This window comes from Enterococcus sp. AZ119 (assembly GCF_050546175.1).
Taxonomy (GTDB): domain Bacteria; phylum Bacillota; class Bacilli; order Lactobacillales; family Enterococcaceae; genus Enterococcus; species Enterococcus faecalis.
Genome location: NZ_CP172951.1, coordinates 1,788,293 through 1,806,731, shown reverse-complemented (window position 1 = coordinate 1,806,731; position 18,439 = coordinate 1,788,293). Strand labels below are relative to the sequence as shown.

Sequence of the window (18,439 nt, the reverse complement as noted above, 5' to 3'; positions counted from 1 at the left end):
GGAACGTTGAAATAATAAAAGAGCTATGCGATAATATAAACTGTTACATTCTTACATAAAATACAACGAGGAGTGAACAAATGGAAACAGCACTTGTTTCAATTATTATGCCCATGTACAATGCTGGCAAATTTTTATCAAAATCTATTGAAAGCGTTCTGGAACAAACCTACCAGAATTGGGAATTATTACTCATTGATGATGGAAGTAAAGATGATTCTATTGATATTGCACTTGCCTTTATGGAAAAAGATTCAAGAATCTTTTTACTGAAAAATGAACAAAACATGGGCATTGCAAAGACTAGAAATAAAGGAATTGAAGCTTCAAAGGGACAATATATTGCCTTTTTAGATAGTGATGATTTATGGCTTCCTAATAAATTAGAAGTTCAAATCAAGTGGATGGAAGAAAAAAAACTTTTATTTACATGTAGTTCTTATTTTGTATGTAATGAAAATGGCAACATTACTCATGAGCGTAATTTTAGTGAAGGACCACAAACCTATCAAGATCTTTTAAAAACAAATACTATCGGCTGCTTAACGGTCGTAGTCGAATCTAATCTGCTTAAACGCCATTTAATGCCGGATTTAAAACATGAAGACTATGCTACTTGGTTAAACATTTTGAAAGAAATAAATACGGTCTATTTTATTAACGAAAAATTAGCCATTTATCGTAAGCTAACCACCTCTACATCTTCTAACAAATGGAATACAATCAGTTGGGTTTGGAAAATTTTGCGCCAAAATGAACAATTTTCAGTTATTAAAAGTTCATTCTACTTAATGCGTTTTTTATTCTATACAACATTTAAATATGCAAAGAATGAATAGGGAGGAAAAGGAAAAGTGGAACAAACAACACAGACGCAATTAGTAGAAATTCAACAAGTCGTTTTACGCATGTCAAAATATTTTGTGGCTTTTTGTGAAGAACATAATCTAACCTGTTATTTTTGTGGAGGCGGTTGTATTGGAGCAATCCGCAGTCAAGGTTTTATTCCATGGGATGATGACTTAGATTTCTTTATGCCAAGACCAGATTATGAAAAATTAAAAGTGCTTTGGCCTAAACATGCGGATACAGAACGTTATCCATTGTTAGTTGCTTCAAAAACTTATAATGATCATAATTCATTTATGACAATTAGGGATGCACAGACAACGTTTATTAAAACCTATCAAGATGGATTAGCGATTCCTCATGGTATTCCTATCGATATTTTTCCTTTAGATGGTGCGCCAAAAGGAAATTTTCAAAGGAAGAAACAAAAAATTTGGGCATTAATTTATGCTTTATTCTGTTCACAAGTGGTACCAGAAAAACATGGTGGCATTTTAGCAACGGGGAGTCGGGTATTATTGAATATCTTTCCATCGAAAAAGGTTCGCTATCATATTTGGCGCTTTGCTGAAAAAAGAATGACTAAGTATTCCTTCGGCTCCACTCCTTATGTTACAGAATTATGTGTCGGACCACGCTACATGGGTAATATTTATCATTTGGAAGATTTTAAATCTGCTATTTTTGTTCCGTTTGAAGATACAAAAATGCCAATACCAGTGGGCTACAAGCGCTACTTAACACAGGTTTTTGGGGATTATATGCAATTGCCACCAGAGGAAGATCGCCAACCCCATCATGAAGCGCTAATTGTTGATACTAAAAAATCGTACACAGAATATCTTAAAAAATAAATAAAAGATGAAAACAATCGATTAAAGATCTGTTTTCATCTTTTTACCATTTAAAAGTAAAAAATTGATATAGGAATGTTAAAAAAGCGTAATTGAATTTGAAATAAAGGTATGAGATAATAATTGGTGTTAGTTTTAAAATGTGAAAACAATTAGTTGAAGGTTATAGGATACACATTTTCGAGAGCGAATGGCAAGTGTTTAAGAAAGATACATATTATTAAATATATAAGGAGAGTTTCATGAAAAAAATCATTTCAGGTATGTTAATTTGTACCGTATTATTAAATAGTTTTAGTGTGATTGCATCTGGAGAAGAGCTTGTAAAAACAGAAACAACGGGGGAGACTGGCTTGGTCACTCAAGCTACGTCAGAAACAACGACTAATTCAACGGAGGATACATCTTCTGTTACAGAAGAAAATACCTCTGAAAGAGATAGTTCTACTTCAAGCACAAAAGAAGAGTCTCTTGATTCTTCAACAAATAGTACAACGGAAGAACATTCTTCTGTTTCAGAAACAAACACAACAGATAGTAAAACAGAAGCCTCACAAAGCTCTGAAGTAGAAAAAAAGACCATTGACCAAGATGAAGCGGATTATCAAGAAGCAGCACGTGAAGGAACGAACCATAAAAAAGGAACATATGCTATGAAAAATGGCATTTCTTCTAGGGTAGCGCGAGCAACAGTTGCGAACGTCTATGCGAATGATCCTAATTTGCCTGGCAAGAATTTTATTGACGTTTCTAGTTGGAATGGAGACATTTCAGTAGCTGAATATCAAAAAATTAAAAGCTATGGTGTAACAGGTGTCTCGGTTAAATTGACAGAAGGAACTTGGTATGTTAATCCATATGCTGCGGGCCAAATTAGAAATGCCAAAGCTGCGGGCTTAAAAGTTTCAGCATATCACTATAGTATGTATGTCTCTGCTGCGACAGCACAAGATGAAGCAAGATATTTTGCTCAGGCGGCGGCTAACTCTGGCTTAGATAAAAATACCATAATGTTTAATGATGCGGAAGATCCAACGCTTACAAACAATGGGCGAAACGCCCATGCTAATTCTGTTGCGTTTAACAAGCAATTAAAGGCACTAGGGTATAAAAATGATGCGTTGTATGTTGGCAAATGGTGGTTAACAAATGGCTATATCGACACCTCCGCCTTCGGAAGAGACAGAGTATGGGTAGCGCAATATCCATATACTCCAGATAGTTCCATGCAGTGGAATAATGACCATGGTGCTTGGCAATGGTCTTCGCAAATGTATTTCCCTGGTTTAGCTAATTATGAAGGGCGTCCGTTTGATATTTCCATGACCTATAGTAATTTTTTAAATATGGGTAATAGTAGTGGGCCCGACTTAAGTAAGTATTACACAACTAATCCAGGTCGAGTGATCATGAAAAATGACGATACTTTTTACCAAGATGTGGCGTTTAGAACTCCTAGTTGGCGAGTTAAAAAAAATACACTAGTTACCATTAAGGGGATTGAATATAGTTCAGCAGGAATTCCTAGATTGGTTACAGATCAAGGTTATTTAACAGCAAATAAAGGTTATGTATTAGCAGCACAAAGCAATATTGATTTGTATTTTACGACAAATCCTAAAAAAGTTCGTTTGAAAAGCGATGATTATTTCTATGCTGATCCAGAATTTAAGCAAAGGTTGTCTAAGGTTTCGAAGGGAACAATAGTAGAAGTTGAAGATTTAGCTTATACTCAAAGCGGTATATTTCGATTGAAAACAGCGAAAGGATATTTGACTGCAAATAAAAATATAGTTGAACAATATAAAGGGTTAGAAGATATTTACTACACATCTAATCCTGGGCAAGTAATTACCAGAAACGAAGATACCTATTACAAAGATGTAGAATTCAAGACAAAAGCAAATAAAGTAACTGCAGGCAGTGTTTTAAAAGTAACTGCTATTGAGAAAACAAAATCAGGAATTCCTAGATTGAAGACGGCAAATGGGTATTATTTCACGGCTAACAAGAACTATGTAGTAGCTACTGGATCTTGGATTGCCAACTATCATACGGTTAATCCAGGGCAAATTATTATGAAAAATAGTGATAATTTTTATGGGGATCCAGACTTCTTATATAAAGGATCGGCTGTTTCCAAGGGAAGTTTAGTTCCTGTTGTGGGAATCGAATACCGTGAAAATCAAGTTCCTCGTTTGATTACCCAAAATGGTTATTTAACAGCGAATAAAAGTTATGCCCAAAAAGTTGTACCAAATATCAAAGATTATCTATATGATTATCCAGAGTATGTAGTTATGAAAACAAATGATTATTATTATCAAGATGTAAATTTCAGTAAAAAAGGTGAGTCTGTTTCCAAAGATACATTAATCAAAGTTTTAAGTGTTGATTATACTGAAAACGGATTGCCTAGATTAAAGACTGCAAAAGGCTATATAACTGCTAACAAAACATATGTTACAAAATTGGTATCAAATTCAGATAATTACTTTACTGAAAACCCGCACCAAATTATTATGCGAGTGTCAGATAAACTATATACTGATGTAGAGTTTAGTAATGCTAGCAGAACCTTATCCTCTGGGACTGTCGTTCCAGTTAAGGGCATTGAGTATTCCTCTAATGGTGTTCCTCGCTTGAAGACAGAAGAAGGCTATCTTACTGCAAATAAAAACTATGTGACAGCTGCTGGAAATACCAATAACAATTACTTTGTTACTAATCCAAAAAAAGTTAAGCTCTTAATTGATGATAGCTTCTACAATAATGTTGAGTTTACTAAAAAAGGACAGGCCGTTAAGAAGAATACGATTGTTGAAGTTGAAGCAATCGAATATACGAATAATGGTATACCAAGGTTAAAGACGAACCAAGGGTATTTAACTGCTAATAAGTGGTATGTAGCAAAAGTAGGTTAAGCTCTCCGTCAATAAACAGCCTAATTAATTAAAGTAAAGAGAATATTTGAAGGGTTAACTATATATTGACATCTTTGTTGAACTTATTTTTATACGAGTTCGACAAAGGTGTTTTTTTATAGAGAAAAAGATTTTATTGGTCAAAAATTTTCGCTATTTATAAAGGGGCTAAAAGTGTTGTTAAAATTGATGAAAAGCATAACAATCATCTTTTTATTCAATCAATATCTAAATAAAAAAAGAAATACGATAAAGCCTAAGACTATTAAAATATATAAAATAAAACACCGCCAATATTTACAGTTCGATTAAGGTCTACGATAAATTATTGAAACTTACTGATAGTTATGAGAAAATGTAAAAGATTGAATGCAGTTTTGGCTGTGTTGATGAATATATAAGTTAAACAAAATTGAAATAAAACTAGTTGTTGACTAGTTAGAGAAAGGATTTTGTATCAAATGATTACAGCTTTAATTATTGCCGGTGGGGTCGGTAAACGAATGGGGCAGGAGATTCCTAAACAATTTATTATGGTAGAGGAAAAGCCAATCATTATTTACACATTGGAATCTTTTCAAAAGCATCCACTCATTGATCGAATCTTAGTTGTGTGTAAAAAAGGTTGGGAACAAACACTAGATGCCTATGCAAAAGAGTACCATATTGACAAATTACAATGGATTATCCCAGGGGGAAATTCTGGTCAAGAATCAATTAACAATGGGGTTAATTTCTTAAAAGAACATTCAAACCCAGAAGATACTATTGTTATCCATGACGGAATTCGTCCATTAGTTGATGAATTAGTTTTATCTGATGTAATTGTTAAGTGTCAAGAATACGGCAATGCAGTGACTTCGTTGCCATATAATGAACAAATTTTTGTAAAAGAAACTGAGGAAACAACTCGACAATATATTAATCGTGAAACATTACGTCGCGTGTCAACGCCACAAGCCTATAAATTTGAAAAATTAACTTGGGCTTACGAAAAAGCATTCCGTGAGAATATTGGTATTTCTGAATCGTCATATACGAATACTATGATGGTGGATTTAGGCGAAACATTGTATTTTGCTTTAGGCTCAGATAAAAACATTAAGTTAACCACACAAGATGACTTACAGTTATTTAAAGGCTTCTTGAAAATGAAAGAAGAGTAGTGGAGGGGATACCATGTTATTTACAGACGATAATTATTTATCAGACGTTGAACGAGTTTTAGAGAAGACACCAGATTGGACGAAAGTAACTAATAAATCTGTTTTTATAACTGGTGCTTCAGGCATGATTGGGACCTTTTTAATTGATGTGCTTATGTACCAAAATAAAACGAGAAATGCGAATATTTCGATCTGGGCGATGGGACGAACATTGTCGCGTTTAGAAGAGCGATTTACTAGTTATCTAGAAGATCCGTTATTCCATATAGTTATCGGAGATGTCACAGAAGAAATTCAGATAGCAGAAGCTTGTGACTATGTGTTGCATTGTGCTAGTAATACACATCCTAAATCATATGCCAGTGATCCAATTGGAACGATTATGACCAATATTGCTGGTACGCAGCATATTTTAGATTATGCGGTCAAAGCGAATAGTGAAAAAGTGTTATTTTTATCAACTGTTGAAATCTATGGAGAAAATCGTGGAGATCTTGATAAATTTACGGAAGACTATTGCGGCTATATTGACTGTAACACGCTACGGGCCGGTTATCCCGAAGGAAAAAGAGCAAGTGAATCATTATGTCAAGCCTATATTCAGAAATATGGTATTGATGTTGTTATTCCAAGAATTAGTCGTACTTTCGGGCCTACGATGTTACTTTCGGATAGTAAAGCTTCTTCTCAATTTATTATGAATGCAGTCCATAAAGAAAACATTGTGTTAAAAAGTGCAGGGACCCAACTATATTCTTATGCATATGTTGCAGATATTGTATCTGCTCTTCTGTTTTTATTAGTTAAAGGGCAAAAAGGGGAAGCTTACAATGTTTCAAACGAACATTGCGATATTACGTTACGTACTTTTGCGGAAACATTAGCCAATGTGGCTGGAACAAAAGTGATTCATGGAGAAGCCACCGCCCAAGAAAAACAAGGGTTTTCTAAAGCAACAAAAGCACTACTAGACAATCAAAAAATCTATGCATTAGGTTGGCGGCCACTGTACGACAGTATGGAAGAACCATTAAAACATACAATTAAAATTTTAGAAGGTAGCGGAAATTGATATGCCCAAAATTAGTATTATTGTTCCTGTATACAATGTAGAAAAATATTTAGAAAAATGTGTACGCTCTATTTTAGCTCAAACGTTTACTGACTTTGAATTAATTCTGGTGGACGATGGCTCTCCAGACAGTTCTGGAGCAATGTGTGATCAGTTTGCTGAACAAGATCAACGGGTAAAAGTTATCCATAAAGAAAATGGTGGACTAAGCGATGCTCGCAATGCTGGAATTGAGATAGCGACAGGTGAGTATTTAGGTTTCGTAGATAGTGATGATTACATTGCGGATGATATGTATGAAACGTTGTATAATCAGATAGTAACTTATGAAGCAGAATTAGCTACTGTTGGGATGATTGATGTTTATGAAAACAGAGAATCTCGACTAACGGATAAAAAAGAGATAAAAATTTTGTCTCAAAATGAGGCAATTCAAGCAGTTCTTGATAGTACAGATGTATATGCTTATGCTGTTAATAAGCTATATAAAAAAGAACTTTTCAATAAAGTTAGATATCCAAAAGGAAAAATTGTGGAAGATGCATTTATCATTATAGAATTACTTTTACAATGCCAAAAAATTGTTACGAATACAGAACAAAAATACTATTACTATCGTAGAGCTGATAGTATTACTGGTTTGTCTTTTTCGGAGAAAAATTTTGATGTTATTGAAGCATGGGAACACAATGGAGTTTTAGTAGACAACAGTTATCCTGAACTAGCTGAGTCTGTTCATAGAAGGATTTGCTGGGCATATTTTGATGTCCTAGATAAGATGGCAATTAGTAATGAAAAGAATTTTAATGAGCAGAGAGAATCAATAAAGAGATTCTTATACTCAAATTTCACTTTCGTGATGAAAAATCACGTGTTCACTAAAGGTCGCAAATTATCAATGCTAGCATTAAGAGTCAATGATTCTTGTTACAATGCATTAGCAAAATTTAAATATAATCATTTAACTAAAAAAAATGATTAAACAATAGATACGTCAGGAGAAGAATGAATTTTATGGATACAAAAGAAAGCTATTTTCTTCAAAAAGGGAAAGATATTTTTATTATTGGTTTATTTTTGCTATTAATGGCTAGAGCTGTAGGAGCCTATAGTTTATTGCCTTCTAAAATTGATAATGTATTATTTTCAATGCTAGCTCTTTTCGGAGCCATTGTCTTAGCTGCTGATTTTTTCACAAGGATATTGAAAAAAAATCGTTGGACGTATGATCCATTGCTTCTTTTCTTCATGGTTATTATGCTTATATCCAGTATTGTCAATATAAAATATGGTATTTTTGGGAATTTAAAATTTATCATTTGGGAAGCTTTGTATTTCTTTATTATTTATGACAACGGAATTAGTGCAAGTAAGAAAAATACTGATACCTTATTATCAATAATAAGTAGTTTATTAATTACAGTATGGACAATGTTGGTAATTGTATCACTTGGGATGTTTCTAACACAGTATCATTATTCTATTCAGTTAAGTCGAGTGAATCCATTAAGGATAGGAATGTTAGAAGGAAGACTGTTCGGTGTCTTTTCAGATCCTAATTATGCTTCTGTCATGTGTGTCGTTACAATTTTTTTAAGTTTATATTATCTATTTAGCAAAAAATATACTAACAAGTGGTTACTATCGGGAATTATTTTGTCAATCTTTTTAAATGTGAGTTATATTATTTTGTCTGGTTCTAGAAATGGACTGATCACTTTATTAATGACGACATTTGTTTTTGTTTTCTTTGGGATGTATCAATACCAAATGAAAAAAGAAGTTAATCTATTTATTTCTGTATTGATTTCTATTTTTAGCGGCTTGGTAGTCATTGGAGCTGTATATTTAATAACAAAATTAATTAAAGCAGGTTGGTCTTATTTTCCACAGTTTTTTGACAAGAAAGAAGTATCTGGAAAGCTTGAAGGAAGAGTTGACTTGACCAGACCAGATGTTGCTAAGAGTACTGATGTTTCAAACTTGCGTTTTACAATATGGAAAAGTGCTATAGAGATATTTCAATCAAGTTGGTTATTCGGAACTTCACCGAAAAACATGATTGCTTACGCACAAGATATTTTACCTAATACGTATATTGCTCAACGAAATTTTTCAGTCCATAATGCTTATTTAAATACTTTAGCATCTACAGGAATTTTAGGAGGAATTACTTTTGTAGTATTTCTTTTAGGTAAAGTTGTTAGAGTAATAAAGTATTTATTTAAACCGATTACTAATTTCTTGTCTAGCAGAATTTTTTATTGTATTTGTGGTGTGTTCGCTCTAGCTTTTTCAGGCTTTTTCCATAATGAAATGATTTTGGTAAATATCTCAGGTGCCTTTTTATTCTGGTTTTTACTAGGTAAAATTTTAGGTGATTTTGATGAAGTAAATAAGATTGAAGACAAGAGGGAATAGTATGATTAATCAAGTTGAGTCAAAGCTATCTAGACTATTGTTTGTTTTCAAAAGTCTTTTTCTTAGAGTAGGAAGGTATGCAGTATTTTATTGCTGCTATCCTTTTTTGCTAATGAGACCAATTAATAAAAATAAAATAGTTGTCTCAAGTTACTTTGGAAAAGGATATGGAGATAACCCTAAATATATTTGTGAATATCTTTTATCAAAGCGTAGTGATTTAGAAATAGTCTGGTTATGTAAACCTGAAGTGCTGAAAACACAAGCTAATCTATTTCCAAAAGAAATTAGATTGGTGAAAAACAAATCTGTAAAAGCATTGATAGAACTCTTTACTGCAAAAATTTGGATAGATAACTCTAGAAAAAGTTTTTATCCGCCAAAAAGAAAAAATCAATTTTATTTGCAAACGTGGCATGCTGGTTTTGGATTAAAGAGAATTGAAAATAATGCTGCTGAAAAATTAAAACCAAGATATGTAAAATTAGCAAAAAAAGATTCTAAAATGTGTGATTTACTGGTATTTGAAAGTTCTAGTTTATTTAAAGATATTGGAAAGATGTTCTGGTATGATGGAGAAATATTCAGAGAGGGAGTTCCTAGAAATGACATTATCGTAAACAATGATCCAGCAATTATAAAAAAAGTATACAACTACTACGATTTATCAATGAAAAAACGTATTATATTATACGCGCCAACGTTCAGAGCGGGACAATTAGTGGAAGTTAATGCTTTATTTTTAGAAGAAATAAGAAAAACATTTTCAGAGAAGTTTAAAGAAGAATATGTGCTATTTGTTCGCCTGCATCCAAATGATACGGAAAATAAGGAATTGATATTAGGAAACCTGAAGAATCCTAATATTATTGATGCATCAAGCTATAATGATATGCAAGAGTTATTATGTGCAACGGATACGCTCGTAACAGATTATTCATCTACTATTGGTGAGGCTTTAGTTTCTAATAAGAAGTGTTTTATTTATGCTTATGATTATGAAAAATATAAAAAAAATCGTGGGTTAGTAATGGACTTAATAGATTTGCCGTTCCCAGTAACGTTTAATCAAGGTGGATTTATTGAAAGTGTCAAAACTTTCAACATGGATGATTATCTAACGAAAGTGACAGCGTTTAAAGATAGATTAGGTATTTCAGAATCTGGTCATGCAAGTCAATCATTGGGTGATCGATTATTGGAAGAGATGTCCAAGTAATAATATATGAGGTATAGTAAAAAATGATATATTTAAAAAGTTTAAATTCATTCCGAAAGGTCGTAGAGTACCGTTATGAGTAAATATAAAAAATTAGTAGGAAATTCATTTATATTTGCAGTGGGGAACCTAGGAAGTAAATTAATCTCTTTTGTTTTAGTACCATTGTACACTTACTATTTAACGACAAAAGAATATGGTCAAGTAGATTTAGTAACAACAACAGTTAGTTTAATGATTCCAATTGTTTCTGGTGGCATTTCTGTTGCAGTTTTGCGATTCGCTTTAGACAAGGAAGTAGATAAAAAATCTGTTGTTACTAATGCTACAGTTATTGCATTAATAGGAATTTTGCTGACTGCCGTATGCTATCCGTTGTTGGCAGCGACAAAGGCTTTTGACAAAATTTTATTGGCATTTTTGTTTTTATTGGCATTTCAAGTATTTACTCAAATTATTGCACAATTTGCTCGAGGTAATGGTCAAGTACGCGTATTTGCTTTTAATGGAATGATTAAAACTTTAGCGATTGGCTTGCTAAATATTTATTTTCTAGTTGTTTTAAAAATGGGACTAAATGGGTACTTGATTTCGCTTATTTTAGCTGAAATAGTTTCATTAATTTACTTGACTATAACGACTCCATATTTCAAGGATTTTTCTGTTAAGTTAATCAGTAAATCGTTCATGAAAGAAATGCTATGGTTTTCTATTCCGACAATTCCTAATGATGTATTATGGTGGTTTGTTAATAGTGCTAGCCGTTACTTTATCCTTTATTTCTTAGGGGTTAGTGCTAATGGTATTTATGCCGTTGCAAATAAAATACCTTCAATTATTTCGATGATGCAGTCTGTATTTTCTCAAGCTTGGCAAATCTCTTTAGTTGATGAACGAGATTCTGAAACACGAGGAGAATTTCATGCAAATATATTCAAGTATTATAGTTTTCTTCTGTTTCTTACGGCATCTTCAATTATGGTTATTTTAAAATGGTTATTAGCTAATTTAGTGCAGAGTTCATATTTTATTAGTTGGCAAGTTACCCCGTTTCTACTAGTTTCCGCTATCTATTCCGGATTCATTGGTTTCTATGGTCAGTTTTATATTGCCGAGAAAAAGACAAAAGGATTAATGAATACTTCAATTGTTTCAGGTGTTTTAAGTATCATTTTAAATTATATTTTTATCTCTCTTTTTGGGTTGATAGGTGTTGGTTTGGCTTCGATGATTAGCTTGTTTGTGGGGTGGATGATTCGAATTTATGATACAAGTAAGTTTATTACTGTAAAAATAAACTTTATGAATTTAATTGCTAATCATGTTGTTTTAAGTGTTCAAATTTTATTAATTTTCTTATTTAATGGATCAGTATTAATGGTTTTACAGGCCGTTTGTTTGTTTATTTTATTAGTTGTGAATTTAGAAATAGTCAAAGGTTTGTTTGAAACAATTAAAAAATTTATGTACTCTAAAAAGAAAAAAGATTAATAGTTAATTTATAAATGTTTGATTGAAAGTGGGGAGTAAAGTGGAAACATTCCTAATCACAGGCGGCGCCGGCTTTATCGGCTCAACCTTAGCAAATTATTATAGTAAAGACAATCAAGTTGTGGTCATTGATGATTTATCAATGGGCCAAACTGAAAATTTAAACGCATCTGAAAATATCACGTTTATTGAAGGTAGCGTGACTGATCAACAATTAATGGAAAAAGTACTGCGAGAGTATCAGTTCGATTACATTTTTCACTTAGCCGCGATTGCTAGCGTAGCAGATTCAGTAGCGCGTCCAGTGGAAACACACCAAGTGAATTTTGAGAGTGTGTTACAATTACTGGAATTAATTCGGAAATACCAGAAAGATTTAAAACGTTTGGTGTTTGCTTCTTCTGCAGCGGTTTACGGCGATGAGCCAACTTTACCAAAACAGGAAGAATCAGTAATTCGTCCATTAACACCTTATGCGGTGGATAAATTTGCTTCTGAAAAATATGTGTTAAACTATTGTCATTTATATGATGTTCCAACAAGCGCTGTTCGCTTCTTTAACGTTTATGGGCCAAACCAAAATCCTAATTCACCTTATTCTGGCGTTATTTCGATTGTGATGGACTCTTACAAACGCTTATTAGCCAATCAAGAAGTGACATTCAATATCTTTGGTGATGGAAAACAATCTCGTGATTTTGTCTTTGTTGAGGACGTGGTTCAAGCGTTGAATCTTGTCGCTCATTCTGACCAATCACTTGGGGAAGTATATAATGTCGGAACAGGGAAAGCAACCGATTTAAATGAGTTAATATCTTCTTTAAATGATATTATGAAAGTCACTTTGCCAGTTGAATACAAAGAAGCACGAGCTGGGGACATCAAAGATTCCTTAGCGGATATATCTAAATTACGTACCATTGGTTATGAACCGAAATATAGTATTCAATCTGGTTTGGATAAATATGTTAATTATGAATTAAAAGCGGAAGGTAAGCAGAGATGAAAGTTAAATTAAATAAAAAGAAGATATTTATATGCTCAATTATTATTACATTTTTGGTGATGCTTACTTTAAATAATTTAACACCATTACTTGCAGATGACTACGAATACCTTTATAAAACGAAAAGTTGGATGACAATACTGATAGATGAATACAATCAATACATGACATGGACCGGACGTTCAGTGGTCCATATAATTGCAAGAATATTTTTATTGTTACCAAAAGGAATTTTTAATGTTTTTAACGCTTTGGCATACACAATAGTAACATATTTAGTTTATAGACTTACTTTACAAAAGCAAGATGAAAAGTATAATTCATTTAGATTTATTATTATTCAAGTGCTATTTTGGTTGTTTACCCCAGCCTTTGGAGAAGTGTTTTTGTGGGAGACAGGCTCAGCTAATTATCTTTGGGGAAGTTTAATTATTCTTTCGTTCCTTTATGTGTATCATAGAGAAATCATTGAAGAACACGTCTTTACGAAAACAAAATTAATGATTTTTTTGATGTTTGCTTTAGGAATTTTGGCTGGTTGGTGTAATGAAAATACCTCTGGAGGAGCTTTGCTTATCGTTTTAGGGTATCTTGGCTGGCAGTTTTATACAAAACGAAAGCTTTCTTTATGGATGTTCACGGGTGTTGCTGGTAATGCTATAGGTTTGGCGTTAATGGCTTTAGCACCAGGAAATAAGATTCGCGCTACTTATTTTGCTAGAAGTACTTGGTCTTTACCAAGAAAGGCCATGACAGGAATCATTACAATATTTGAACAAATGAAAGAAAATTTATCATTATTTTTAGTTATACTGATTTTGTTGCTTGTTTTATATACTTATATTAGTCAAGATAAAAAAAGAGTATACCTAAGTGTTGTTTATTTTGTTTCTGGAATGGCTACTATGCTAGTTTTAGCCATCTCTCCAACGGCATTAACTTATGGACGTTCATACTATGGGGCTGTATTATTCTTGATTATCGCTTTTTCTATGTCACTGCCAAATTATAAAGTAAATATCAGGTTTTCTCCAATTTACAGTGTTTTGTATGTGATTTTGGCATGTACATTCTTCATGAACGTAATGGTTGGTGTAAGTGATATATTCTTGTCAAAATTGGATTTGACAAAACAATATAGTTATTTAGTTGAGCAAGAGAAAAAAGGAAATATCAATCCTGTGTTTCCAGATATATCATATAGTAATACAACAAAATATTCAGCTTATTCTAATCATTTATCGCATGTAAAAACTAATTCAGATGCACAAGTTAATCGTTCTGTTGCAAAATATTATGGCTTGGAGTCTGTGCGAAGTGTTTCAGAAAAAGATTGGGACAATATATATAGAAATGGAAACCCAGAGTTGATGAATATTTTTAATCTTAATGATTATTTACAAAAATTAATTGATACGCAATATACTATTTTATTAAGTGGTTATGGTAATCAAGTCTATCTTTCACAAGCGGAAGAGTCGCTTTTAAAAGACTTGGGGCTAGGCGTAAAATTCGAAGGTAACAATGCATGGACTTTAAGTGCAGTGATTTCAAAAGACAATAAAACAGTTGAAACAAATGCAGAATTATCGAGACTATCTGGTAAATTTGAAGCTTTAAATTATGATGTATTCTCAAGTTATACTAATTATGAAAATCAAACATTCGCTTCTGTAAAAATAAATGATACAGAAATGTCTAGAAATAAAAAAGGTTTGAACTTTGTGATTATTGATAATAATACTAACAAAGTTATTGATTCGGTAAATTTTGATATTACAGAAAAAAATGCTCCAGGAATGCGTTAGTTGTTATATATTAAAAAGAAGCCACTCATTTGTGAGAGGCTTCTTTTTTCTACATTATTTGAACCCACCTCACTCCAATGGTACAATAAACAAGATTGGAGTGAGAGCATGACAGATATTATTGCACATCGAGGAAGTAAAGGCACCCATCCTGAAAATACGTGTATTGCTTTCAGAGAGGCTGTTCGTGTTGGTGCTGAAGGAATTGAATTAGATGTTCACCTTTCTAAAGATGGTTATTTAATCGTTATGCACGATGAAACGGTGGATCGTACGACAGATGGTCATGGTGAAATCCAACAGTTAACATTAAACGAATTAAAACAACTAGATGCTGGAAGCTGGTTTCAGAAAAATCCTTCTGTTCAATGTGTTCCAACATTGGAAGATGTTTTAAATTGTCTTGAAGAAGAACAATTCAATGGTTTTTTGAATATTGAACTTAAAACGGATATTATCCATTATGAAGGAATTGAGAAAAAAGTCGTCCAACAAATGAAGCAAAAAAACTGGCCGTTTCGTTATTTATATTCCAGTTTTTATTTTCCAAGTTTAGTTAAATTAAAAAAAGCTGATCCTAAGACAGAAATTGCCTTTATTTATGAATCTGCAGAGGATTTAAGTCAAGCGGGACCGGCATTCGCGCTTGTCGATAGTTTACATCCAAAAATGTCTTGGGTGTTGGCTCATGAAAAAGAACTTATCGCAATTGGCAAACCGCTGCGGCCGTGGACTGTTAATCGGATGGAAGAAATGGAAAATTGTTTTCAGCTAAAATTGGCAGGCGTTCATACAGATTTTCCTGAGGAAGCAAAATTTGCTCGTCAAAATTGGCAAGAAGAAGGAGAAACATAATTGGAGAAAGTATTAGTTATTGTAGGACCCACTGCGGTGGGGAAAACAGCATTAAGTATTGCTTTAGCAAAAAAATTTAATGGTGAAATTATTAGCGGTGACTCCATGCAAGTTTATCGCTCGTTAGACATTGGCACCGCTAAAGTCACAGAAACAGAAAAAGAAGGAATTCCTCACTATTTAATTGATTGCCGTGAAGTCAGCGAAACATATTCTGCCGCTGATTTTCAGAAAGAGGGTCGTCAAAAAATCAAAGAAATTACTGAAAAAGGGAAACTACCAATTATCGTTGGAGGAACAGGTTTGTATATTCAATCACTCCTTTATGATTTTCAACTAGGAAGTCGTGAGATAGATGACTCGCCTGAAATTAGAGAAACGTATAATTTATTTGCGGAAGAAAAAGGGAATCAAGCCTTATGGCAGTTATTACAACAAAAGGATCCTCTAGCGGCTGACAGCATCCATTTTAATAATCGCAAAAAAGTCATTCGTGCGTTAGAGGTCTTTGATAAAACCGGTTATAGTATTTTGACCCCGAAGGAAAAACCAGCTCGTCTCTATGATTATTATTTATTAGGTTTGGAAACAGATCGCGCTTTATTGTATGAGCGTATTAATCAGCGGGTGGATCAAATGATGACAGAAGGACTGTTGGAAGAAGCAAAACAGATGTTTCAGCAACCACATGCACAAGCAGCTCAAGGTATTGGCTATAAAGAATTTTTCCCGTATTTTTCCGGTGAACAATCATTAGAGATGGCGGTTGAAACAGTCAAACAGCAATCGCGGCGATATGCCAAACGTCAATTGACTTGGTTTAGAAATCGAATGGCTGCGCATTGGTGGGATTTGGTTCAGCAGCCAACAGATTTGCCCAAGTTGGAAAAAGAAGTAGCGGAATGGCTACAACAGAAGGAGAGTGAGTAGGCGATGACCACTCATGAAAAAGTGATTCTAGTAGGAGTTGAGACGGAAAAAAATTATCAGACATTTTCTGCATCAATGGAAGAACTGGCGAATTTAACGGAAACCGCTAATGGAGAAGTGGTGTTTGTTTTAACGCAAAAACGACCACAAGTTGATCGACAAACCGTAATCGGTAAGGGGAAATTGGAAGAATTAATTCAATTAACAGATGCCTATGAAGCGGATCTTGTGATTTTTAATCATGAGCTCACACCGCGTCAAAATCAACTGTTATCTGAAGCGTTAGCTGTGCGAGTAATTGATCGTGTACAATTAATTTTGGATATCTTTGCTTTGCGTGCGCGCTCCAAAGAAGGAAAGTTACAAGTTGAATTAGCACAATTGGATTATTTATTGCCTCGCTTGGCTGGGCAAGGAAAACAGTTGTCACGACTTGGAGGAGGTATTGGGACACGCGGGCCTGGTGAAACGAAATTAGAGTCGGACCGCCGACACATTCGGAATAAAATCTTAGGCATCCGTCGTGAGTTAAAAGAAGTCACTGCTCATCGTGAACGAAGCCGCCAGAAAAGACAAAATTCAGAACTATTTCAAATTGGCTTGATTGGTTATACCAATGCTGGCAAATCAACCATTCTCAACATGTTGACAACAGCAGGAACTTATTCAGAGGATCAATTGTTTGCAACGTTAGATCCTTTAACTAAAAAATGGCAATTGCCTCAAGGCATGGAAGTTACTCTGACAGATACGGTTGGCTTCATTCAAGATTTACCAACACAGCTGATTGAAGCCTTTCAGTCGACATTGGAAGAAAGCCGGACGATGGATTTACTGCTCCATGTGGTGGATGCAAGTGCGCCAGATCGGTTACAACATGAACGCACAGTTCAAACATTGATGAAAGAATTAGCGTTGGAAAATATTCCGTGCTTGACGGTTTATAATAAAAGAGATCAAGTGGACAGCAAAGAATTTGTCCCAACCTTATTTCCCAATGTATTGATCTCAACTAAAATTTCTGAAGATAAAGAACGACTGGTTCAAGCTATCCGTGCCCAAATGATGGAATTACTCGAGCCTTATCAATTAGAAATTAGCCCAACTGATGGACAACTATTAAGTGAACTTCGCCGGATGACACTAATGATTTCAGAAGAATATGCTGAAAATGAAAATCGGTATATCGTGAAAGGCTTTGCGAAAAAAGAGTCTAAATGGTTGGCTGAATCCGAAAAAGAATAAAAAATGGTAAGTTGATTAGAAATGATTTGTAAAAACAAATCATTTCTATTTTTTTGGTTAGCAGGAGAAAATCAGCCATGAAAAGATGGGGAAGTCCATATTTATCAGGTTTTTTGTTTTATGTCAGAAAATCTAACATAAGTTCTTGACAATTTGTCATTCTATTGTTATTCTAAGAAATAACTAAGAGAGGAGGATGGAGATGAGAGAAAAAGAGTTACGCCGTTCCATGTCTGTTTTTCCAATTGGTACAGTTATGAAACTAACGGATTTGACCGCTCGACAAATTCGCTACTATGAAGAACAGGGATTGATTCATCCAGAACGTAGTGAGGGCAACCGACGCATGTATTCTTTAAATGATATTGATGTTTTGTTAGAAATTAAAGATTATTTATCTGATGGATTGAACATGGCAGGGATTAAGCGTGTGTATGAAATGAAATTAGAGGAACAAAAAAACACCGCCGAGGCAACTCGTCCGTTAACCGATGCAGATGTTCGTCAGATTTTATACGACGAAATCCTTTCGCAAGGAGGACTTACTCAGCAAAATCCGTTCCAATCGAATGTACCAAGGCTTTAACGTTTCAGCAGCC

Annotated in this window: 15 protein-coding genes; all 15 read left to right on the top strand. The window is 33.8% G+C overall.

Features of this window, described 5'->3' with window-relative positions; all coding sequences use genetic code 11:
- Nucleotides 1–80: 80 nt before the first annotated feature.
- The 15 genes from IGL37_RS08910 (at nt 81) to IGL37_RS08840 (ending at nt 18,426) form a co-directional block, all read left to right on the top strand.
- Nucleotides 81–839 (top strand): glycosyltransferase family 2 protein, encoded by a 759-nt coding sequence (locus IGL37_RS08910; RefSeq protein WP_002356910.1) that lies wholly within the window; start codon nt 81–83, stop codon nt 837–839.
- A gap of 15 nt (nt 840–854) precedes the next feature.
- On the top strand, nt 855–1,703 hold the full coding sequence (locus IGL37_RS08905) for a LicD family protein (RefSeq protein WP_033917888.1): 849 nt from the start codon (nt 855–857) through the stop codon (nt 1,701–1,703).
- A gap of 242 nt (nt 1,704–1,945) precedes the next feature.
- Entirely contained in the window at nt 1,946–4,627 is a 2,682-nt protein-coding gene (locus tag IGL37_RS08900) for a DUF5776 domain-containing protein (RefSeq protein ID WP_033917889.1), read from the top strand.
- Between the two features lie 461 nt (nt 4,628–5,088).
- The gene (locus tag IGL37_RS08895) at nt 5,089–5,793 is read left to right on the top strand and encodes an IspD/TarI family cytidylyltransferase (protein ID WP_002378508.1); all 705 of its coding nucleotides are present in this window, start codon (nt 5,089–5,091) and stop codon (nt 5,791–5,793) included.
- 13 nt (nt 5,794–5,806) lie between these two features.
- Nucleotides 5,807–6,865, top strand: coding sequence for an NAD-dependent epimerase/dehydratase family protein (locus IGL37_RS08890; RefSeq protein ID WP_002378507.1), 1,059 nt, complete (start codon nt 5,807–5,809; stop codon nt 6,863–6,865).
- A gap of 1 nt (nt 6,866) precedes the next feature.
- Nucleotides 6,867–7,847, top strand: a complete 981-nt coding sequence (locus tag IGL37_RS08885; protein ID WP_010708829.1) for a glycosyltransferase family 2 protein — start codon at nt 6,867–6,869, stop codon at nt 7,845–7,847.
- A gap of 32 nt (nt 7,848–7,879) precedes the next feature.
- Nucleotides 7,880–9,286, top strand: coding sequence for an O-antigen ligase family protein (locus IGL37_RS08880; protein WP_223302463.1), 1,407 nt, complete (start codon nt 7,880–7,882; stop codon nt 9,284–9,286).
- A gap of 1 nt (nt 9,287) precedes the next feature.
- Nucleotides 9,288–10,505: a CDP-glycerol glycerophosphotransferase family protein gene (locus tag IGL37_RS08875; protein ID WP_010709665.1), complete on the top strand. Its 1,218-nt coding sequence runs from the start codon at nt 9,288–9,290 to the stop codon at nt 10,503–10,505.
- Nucleotides 10,506–10,580: 75 nt separating this feature from the next.
- Complete coding sequence (locus IGL37_RS08870) at nt 10,581–11,996, top strand: lipopolysaccharide biosynthesis protein (RefSeq protein WP_430598776.1); 1,416 nt, start codon at nt 10,581–10,583, stop codon at nt 11,994–11,996.
- Nucleotides 11,997–12,036: 40 nt separating this feature from the next.
- Complete coding sequence (locus IGL37_RS08865; protein WP_025193537.1) at nt 12,037–13,002, top strand: GDP-mannose 4,6-dehydratase; 966 nt, start codon at nt 12,037–12,039, stop codon at nt 13,000–13,002.
- Nucleotides 12,999–14,810 (top strand): DUF3329 domain-containing protein, encoded by a 1,812-nt coding sequence (locus IGL37_RS08860; RefSeq protein ID WP_010709663.1) that lies wholly within the window; start codon nt 12,999–13,001, stop codon nt 14,808–14,810. Before IGL37_RS08865 ends, IGL37_RS08860 begins: the two co-directional genes overlap by 4 nt.
- 108 nt (nt 14,811–14,918) lie before the next feature.
- Nucleotides 14,919–15,665: a glycerophosphodiester phosphodiesterase gene (locus IGL37_RS08855; RefSeq protein ID WP_033917890.1), complete on the top strand. Its 747-nt coding sequence runs from the start codon at nt 14,919–14,921 to the stop codon at nt 15,663–15,665.
- Nucleotides 15,666–16,595: a tRNA (adenosine(37)-N6)-dimethylallyltransferase MiaA gene (gene miaA, locus IGL37_RS08850; RefSeq protein WP_002362093.1), complete on the top strand. Its 930-nt coding sequence runs from the start codon at nt 15,666–15,668 to the stop codon at nt 16,593–16,595.
- A 3-nt stretch (nt 16,596–16,598) separates the two neighbouring features.
- Nucleotides 16,599–17,840: a GTPase HflX gene (gene hflX / locus IGL37_RS08845; RefSeq protein ID WP_002362092.1), complete on the top strand. Its 1,242-nt coding sequence runs from the start codon at nt 16,599–16,601 to the stop codon at nt 17,838–17,840.
- A gap of 202 nt (nt 17,841–18,042) precedes the next feature.
- Nucleotides 18,043–18,426 (top strand): MerR family transcriptional regulator, encoded by a 384-nt coding sequence (locus IGL37_RS08840; RefSeq protein WP_002388239.1) that lies wholly within the window; start codon nt 18,043–18,045, stop codon nt 18,424–18,426.
- Nucleotides 18,427–18,439: the final 13 nt, after the last annotated feature.